The sequence below is a fragment of the Mesorhizobium sp. WSM4814 genome (genome assembly GCF_055811595.1).
The window spans coordinates 1-5,700 of record NZ_JBVVQT010000055.1; the positions used below are offsets into that span (position 1 = coordinate 1).

General features: G+C 65.5%; 8 protein-coding genes. 6 read left to right on the forward strand and 2 right to left on the reverse strand.

Annotated features, from left to right (window positions below):
* A partial coding sequence (locus AC0L2V_RS32025; protein WP_473522165.1) for a peptidylprolyl isomerase occupies positions 1-828 on the forward strand: 828 nt, incomplete at its 5' end.
* Positions 829-932: 104 nt separating this feature from the next.
* Here AC0L2V_RS32025 and AC0L2V_RS32030 read toward each other — a convergent pair.
* Positions 933-1,589, reverse strand: a complete 657-nt coding sequence (locus AC0L2V_RS32030) for a TetR/AcrR family transcriptional regulator (RefSeq protein ID WP_473522166.1) — start codon at positions 1,587-1,589, stop codon at positions 933-935.
* A gap of 196 nt (positions 1,590-1,785) precedes the next feature.
* On the opposite strand from AC0L2V_RS32030, the gene argJ reads away from it, so the two are divergent.
* From argJ to AC0L2V_RS32055, 5 genes are all read left to right on the forward strand, one after another.
* Positions 1,786-3,027, forward strand: coding sequence for a bifunctional glutamate N-acetyltransferase/amino-acid acetyltransferase ArgJ (gene argJ / locus AC0L2V_RS32035; protein ID WP_473522167.1), 1,242 nt, complete (start codon positions 1,786-1,788; stop codon positions 3,025-3,027).
* A complete protein-coding gene (locus AC0L2V_RS32040) occupies positions 3,027-3,806 on the forward strand; it encodes a GNAT family N-acetyltransferase (protein WP_208602559.1) in 780 nt (259 codons plus the stop codon). Before argJ ends, AC0L2V_RS32040 begins: the two co-directional genes overlap by 1 nt.
* A complete protein-coding gene (locus AC0L2V_RS32045; protein ID WP_023797288.1) occupies positions 3,803-4,225 on the forward strand; it encodes a (deoxy)nucleoside triphosphate pyrophosphohydrolase in 423 nt (140 codons plus the stop codon). Before AC0L2V_RS32040 ends, AC0L2V_RS32045 begins: the two co-directional genes overlap by 4 nt.
* Before the next feature lie 112 nt (positions 4,226-4,337).
* Positions 4,338-4,679, forward strand: coding sequence for a hypothetical protein (locus AC0L2V_RS32050; RefSeq protein WP_473522168.1), 342 nt, complete (start codon positions 4,338-4,340; stop codon positions 4,677-4,679).
* A gap of 98 nt (positions 4,680-4,777) precedes the next feature.
* Positions 4,778-4,957 (forward strand): Flp family type IVb pilin, encoded by a 180-nt coding sequence (locus AC0L2V_RS32055; RefSeq protein ID WP_023797290.1) that lies wholly within the window; start codon positions 4,778-4,780, stop codon positions 4,955-4,957.
* A gap of 28 nt (positions 4,958-4,985) precedes the next feature.
* On the opposite strand, the gene AC0L2V_RS32060 is transcribed toward AC0L2V_RS32055, so the two are convergent.
* Positions 4,986-5,700, reverse strand: a 715-nt coding sequence (locus tag AC0L2V_RS32060) for a methyltransferase domain-containing protein (protein ID WP_473522169.1), incomplete at its 5' end; no start/stop codon positions are given.

Sequence of the window (5,700 nt, forward strand, 5' to 3'; positions counted from 1 at the left end):
CAACCAGCCCCCGCCCAGCCGGGCGCACCCGCCCAGTCGGCCGCGCCGGTCGATCCGAACGCCGTGGTCGCCACGATCAACGGCCAGTCGCTGACCGAGGCAGATCTTGCGCTTGCCGAAGGCGAGCTGTCGCAGCAGTTCGCGCAGATGCCGCCCGAACAGCGCCGCGCCGCAGCCCTTTCGGCAGCGATCGAAATCAAGGTCATGGCCGCCCAGGCAGTCACCACCGGCCTCGACAAGGATCCCGACTTCCAGCGCCGCATGGCGTTCCTGCAGCAGCGCGCCCTGCATGGCGAAATGGTCGAGAAGGATGTCGTCGGCAAGATCACCGATGCCGAGGTTCGCGCCCGCTACGACCAGGAAATCGCCAACACGCCGCCGGCCAACGAGGTCCATGCCCGTCACATCCTCGTGAAGACGAAGGAAGAGGCCGATGCGATCATCAAGCAGCTCGACGGCGGCGCCGATTTCCAGAAACTTGCCAACGAGCACACCAGCGATCCGAGCGGCAAGACCAGCGGCGGCGATCTCGGCTGGTTCGGACCCGGCCAGATGGTGCCGGAATTCGACAAGGCGGTCTTCGCGCTGGCGGTCGGCAAGTACACCGAGCAGCCGGTGCAGTCGCAGTTCGGCTGGCACGTCATCCAGGTCGAGGACAAGCGCGCCAAGCAGCCGCCGGCCTTCGACCAGGTCAAGGATCAGGCCCGCCAGGCAGTCATCCGCGACAAATACATCGCGCTGGTCAAGTCGCTGCGCTCCCAGGCCAAGGTCGAGATCCCGGACGAGAAGCTGAAGAAGACGGTCGACGCGCTGGAAAACACCAAGTAGGCGAGGGCAATCGCCTCTGCAAAATTGTTGGCGTCGCCGCCTCCGACAATTGTTCCTCTGGTGGTCTGCACCACGCCAGGGTCTTGCCCCGCCACCCTGCCGCTCTACCGGGCGGTGCGACCGATGACACGTCGACGCCTCCGCCGGACAGCCGCGGCGTCGACCGAGCCGGCATCGTCAGCTTCTATGCCCTTCAACAGATAGCCAACCGCCTTGCGCAGCGTCGTTTCGTCTTCGTCGAGGCGATTGGTCAAGAGATGCGTCCAGGCAAACGAGGCGACCAGGTCGGCGACGAGCGTGGAATCGACGTCGGCCGCGACTTCGCCTCTTGCCTTGGCGCGTTCGATCATCTGGCCGGTATGGGCATGGCGTCCTTTGGTGTATTCGGCAAGCACGGCGGCCACCATTGCGTCCGACTGCGCCTCGGCGATCAGCGATCTGAAGATGCTGCCTGACGATGTTTCGCGCCAGCGCGAGAACAGGCTTTTGAGGAAGCCGACGAGATCGTCCTCGAGGTTGCCGGTATCGGGATAATCGACGCGCTTTAGCCGCTGATAGACGTCGAACAGCAAGGCGGCCTTGCTCGGCCACCAGCGATAGATTGTCGGCTTTCCCGCACGCGCCCGCCGCGCCACCGCTTCGATCGAGAAGCCGGAATAACCGGCCTCGACCAGAACTGCCTCGGCGGCGTCGAGAATGGCGTCGGCGCTGTCGGGGTTGCGCCGCGCGCCGATCGACCTGCGCCCCCGATCCAGCCCCATCCTGTTTTCCTTGCCCATGATTTTCGTCGGCACATCGTACACACTTTGTAGTCGAAACGAAACGGTCCGTTTCGTGCAACTGAGCGTTTCGTTTCGATGAGAAAGGGGAACGTGCTCAACCACCAAACGCCCTTGCGCCGGCGCCCGCTATCGGGCAAACCGGCGCTCTCTTGCGTTTCTCCCGCCCGAGGTCCTCATGTCAGCCACGATTTCGCCGCTCGCGCCGAAGAAATATCCTAAAATGCCTGACATCGAGGGCGTCCGCATCGCCACAGCCGAGGCCGGGATAAAGTACAAGAACCGCACCGACCTGCTGACCATGGTCTTCGATGCCGGCACCACGGTCGCCGGCGTGTTCACCAAGTCGAAATGCCCGTCGGCGCCGGTCGATTTCTGCCGGCAGAATCTCGGGCAGGGCAAGGCGCGCGTTCTGGTCGTCAATTCCGGCAACGCCAATGCCTTCACCGGCAGCAAGGGCCGAGCCTCCACGGCAATGACCGGCGAGGCTGCGGCCAAGGCTGCGGGCTGCACGCCGGACGAGGTGTTTCTGGCGTCGACCGGCGTCATCGGCGAGCCGCTCGATGCCGGCAAGTTCGGCCATTTGCTCGCCGGACTGGTGAGGGACGGCAGGCCGGACCTGTGGACCGAAGCCGCCAAGGCGATCATGACCACCGACACCTATCCGAAACTGGCGACCGCGACGGTAAAACTCGGCGACGCCGACGTCACCATCAACGGCATTGCCAAGGGCGCCGGCATGATCGCGCCCGACATGGCAACAATGCTCTCGTTCATCGCCACCGACGCGCCGATCGCAGCCCCCGTGCTGCAGGATCTTTTGTCGCGCGGCACCGCCAAGACGTTCAATGCGGTCACCGTCGACAGCGACACCTCGACCAGCGACACGCTGCTGATGTTCGCCACCGGCACGGCCGCCCGGCGCGGTGCGCCTGATATCACGAATGCCGGCGATGCGCGCCTCGGCGCCTTCCGCCGCGCGCTCGGCAAGGTGCTGAAAGCGCTGGCACTGCAAGTGGTGCGCGATGGCGAGGGCGCGCGAAAACAGGTCGAGGTCACCGTGACCGGCGCGAAATCGGCCCGCTCGGCCAAGCGCATCGCGCTGTCGATCGCCAATTCGCCGCTGGTCAAGACGGCGGTCGCCGGCGAAGACGCCAATTGGGGCCGCGTCGTCATGGCCGTCGGCAAGGCCGGCGAACCGGCCGACCGCGACCTGCTGTCGATCTGGTTCGGCGACATCAGGCTGGCGCATCAGGGCGAGCGCGACGCCGCCTACTCCGAGGAGGCGACGTCGGCCTACATGAAGCGCGACGAGATCCGCATCCGTGCCGATATCGGCATCGGCCGCGGCAAGGCGACGGTGTGGACTTGCGACCTCACCAAGGAGTATGTCGCCATCAACGGCGATTATCGGAGTTGATGGCGTTGGTTTCCAGACATCCGGCAAGCGTGCTTGCCATCGTGCGCCGCTACGAGGCGGCCGGCTTTCGCGCCTGGCCGGCGGCGGCCGTCCATTATGACGGCACCTGGGTGGTGCGGCTGACGGCGGGCCATCCGGCCAAGCGGCTGAATTCGGTCAACCCGCTCGATCCGGGCGACATCCAGCACATTGCCGATCGCATCGGCCGCGCCAGCCGCCGTTTCGACGCCTATGGCCGGCCGCTGACCTTCCGCATATCGCCGCTGTCGGGGCCGATCCTTGCCAAACATCTCGACAGCGAGGGCTGGAGCACATTCGACGAATCGCTGGTGATGCGGTTGCCGCTGGCGGACGCCCAACTCGATGCCGCCATGGACCAGATCCCGCTGAAGGACATCAGCCGCTTCATCGGCGCGGCGCTAAAAGTAAGCGGCTCGGATGTGTCGCTGCGGCCGGGCCTGTCGGAGATCATCGGCGCCATCCAGCCGGAAGCCGGGCTGTTCGCGCTCGAAGACGGCACCGAACCGCTGGCGACGCTGATCTGCGTCCATGACGGCGATCTTGCCGGGCTGTTCGAGATCGCCACCGACAGATCGGTGCGCAACCAGGGCCATGGCCGCCACCTCATCCTGTCGGCGCTGAAATGGGCACGGCTGCGCGGCGCCCGGGAAGCCTGGCTGCAGGTCGAGGCCGACAACGCGCCGGCGCTGGCGCTCTATCGTTCGCTCGGGTTCGACGAAGTCTATCGTTACCACTATCGCCGGCCGCCCGGCGCATGACCGGCCCGCACCCTGTCGGCAAGCGCCTGCTCCTGGTCGCAGCCTGCGCGCTGGTCGATACCGACGGCCGCGTGCTTCTGGCGCAGCGCCCCGAAGGCAAGCAACTGGCCGGCCTGTGGGAGTTTCCGGGCGGCAAGGTCGAGCCCGGCGAGACGCCGGAAGAATGCCTCATCCGCGAATTGTACGAGGAGATCGGCATCGAAACCGACATTCCCTGCCTGGCGCCGTTCACCTTCGCCAGCCATTCCTACGATGATTTTCACCTGCTGATGCCGCTGTTCGTCTGCCGTCGCTTCCGCGGCATCGCGCAGCCGAAGGAGGGGCAGGTGCTGAAATGGGTGCGGCCGCGCCAGATGCGCGATTTTCCGATGCCGCCGGCCGACGCGCCGCTGATCCAGTTCCTCATCGATCTTCTGTGATTTTGCCCTCCGAGACCTAGACAACGTTAATGGAAGATTTATCTGGCCGTGAAAAAATGACGGCAGAAATCGAAGGAAGGTCGTGTCCAGGCCTTCGCCGGAGGGCGGTTGCATGAGCCTCGACAGGGACTGGGATTCGATCCGACCCGACCGCAGCTTTAGGGCTGCCGGCATGGGACTATTGCGGATCACGCTTTTGTTCGGCTCAGCCGCGGTGGCGCTAGCCCTGATCGCCACGCCCTTGCTCGACAACCGGACGCGATCAGCCCGCGACGATTTTGCCGGCGGCCTCGACAGGATGAGCACAGGGTCGGTTGAAAGCACGGGTTCGATTGGAAGCACGGGCTCGACCGGCCGTCGTGATACCTACACGCTGCGCAGGAGCGTGCTGCAGCCGCTGCCCACTTCGATCTGCGTGATACGCGACAATGGCCAGCGCAGCGGCGACTGCTGACACCGGCCAAAGCGGTGCTTTCATCGCCTGTTAAGCCTGTGTCATTAACCTTTCTTAACAGGTCCGCGCTAGGGTTCCGGCAAGCGGGATCGACGGCCATGAAAACATTGCTGCAACGATTTTGGGAAGACAAGACCGGCGCGACGGCTGTCGAATATGGGCTGATCGTGGCCGTGCTGTCGCTTACCATCGTAGGCGGCGTCGGCAAGGTCGCCGACGCAATCACGTGGCTGTTCAGCGACAATGCCAGCAAGCTTGTGAAGGCTTTCGCGCAGTAACCGACCAGCCGCGTCCATAATAAACCGGTCAGCGCCGGCCGGGATTTTCCAGGATTGCCTTCAGCGACAGTTTGGCCGAGCCCGGCTTCAGCGGTTTTTGCTGCGAGGCGTCGGGTGCCCAGCCCGACATCCAGACGATCGGAAAACTCGCTCTGACGCGGCCGTCGGCATCCGAAAATCGTTCGGCATAGATTTCGGCGGTGCGGGCAAACAGCTTTCGTGTGGCCGGTCGCCTGCAGCGGTCAATGAGCGCGCTGGTCTCGCCCATCGCCCGCAGGTCCGCCATCAAGCCGAACAGGGAATCGTAACGCACCGTCACCGTCTCGACGTCGGCGACGGGCAAGGCCAGGCCGGCGCGTTGCAAAAGCGCGCCGGCGTCGCGCACGTCGGTGAACGGGATGACGCGCGGGCTGGCGCCGCCATAAAGCTCGGTCTCGGCGGCGAGCAGGCATTCGCGCAGCTCGGAAAGCGTGCCGGCGCCGGCAAAAGCGCCTAGGAAAAGACCGTCCGGCTTCAGAGCGCGGCGGATCTGCACCAGCATGCCGGGAATGTCGTTCATTGCCTGAAGCGACAAAAGCGACACGGCGAGGTCGAGGCTTTCCGGCTCGAACGGCACAGTTTCCAGCGGCGCCACCAGTCCCGCTCCATCGCCCCCCCCGCCCGCGCCCCCCCCCCCCCCCCCCCCGCCACCCGCCCGCCCCGCCCCCGCCCCCCGGGGCGCCCCCCGCCCCCGGGGGGCGCGG

Coding starts and splice junctions, on each gene's coding strand:
- AC0L2V_RS32055 (WP_023797290.1), top strand. CDS start 4,778: ATGAAAACATTGCTGCAACGATTTTGGGAAGACAAGACCGGCGCGACG.
- argJ (WP_473522167.1), top strand. CDS start 1,786: ATGTCAGCCACGATTTCGCCGCTCGCGCCGAAGAAATATCCTAAAATG.
- AC0L2V_RS32050 (WP_473522168.1), top strand. CDS start 4,338: ATGAGCCTCGACAGGGACTGGGATTCGATCCGACCCGACCGCAGCTTT.
- AC0L2V_RS32045 (WP_023797288.1), top strand. CDS start 3,803: ATGACCGGCCCGCACCCTGTCGGCAAGCGCCTGCTCCTGGTCGCAGCC.
- AC0L2V_RS32030 (WP_473522166.1), bottom strand. CDS start 1,589: ATGGGGCTGGATCGGGGGCGCAGGTCGATCGGCGCGCGGCGCAACCCC.
- AC0L2V_RS32040 (WP_208602559.1), top strand. CDS start 3,027: ATGGCGTTGGTTTCCAGACATCCGGCAAGCGTGCTTGCCATCGTGCGC.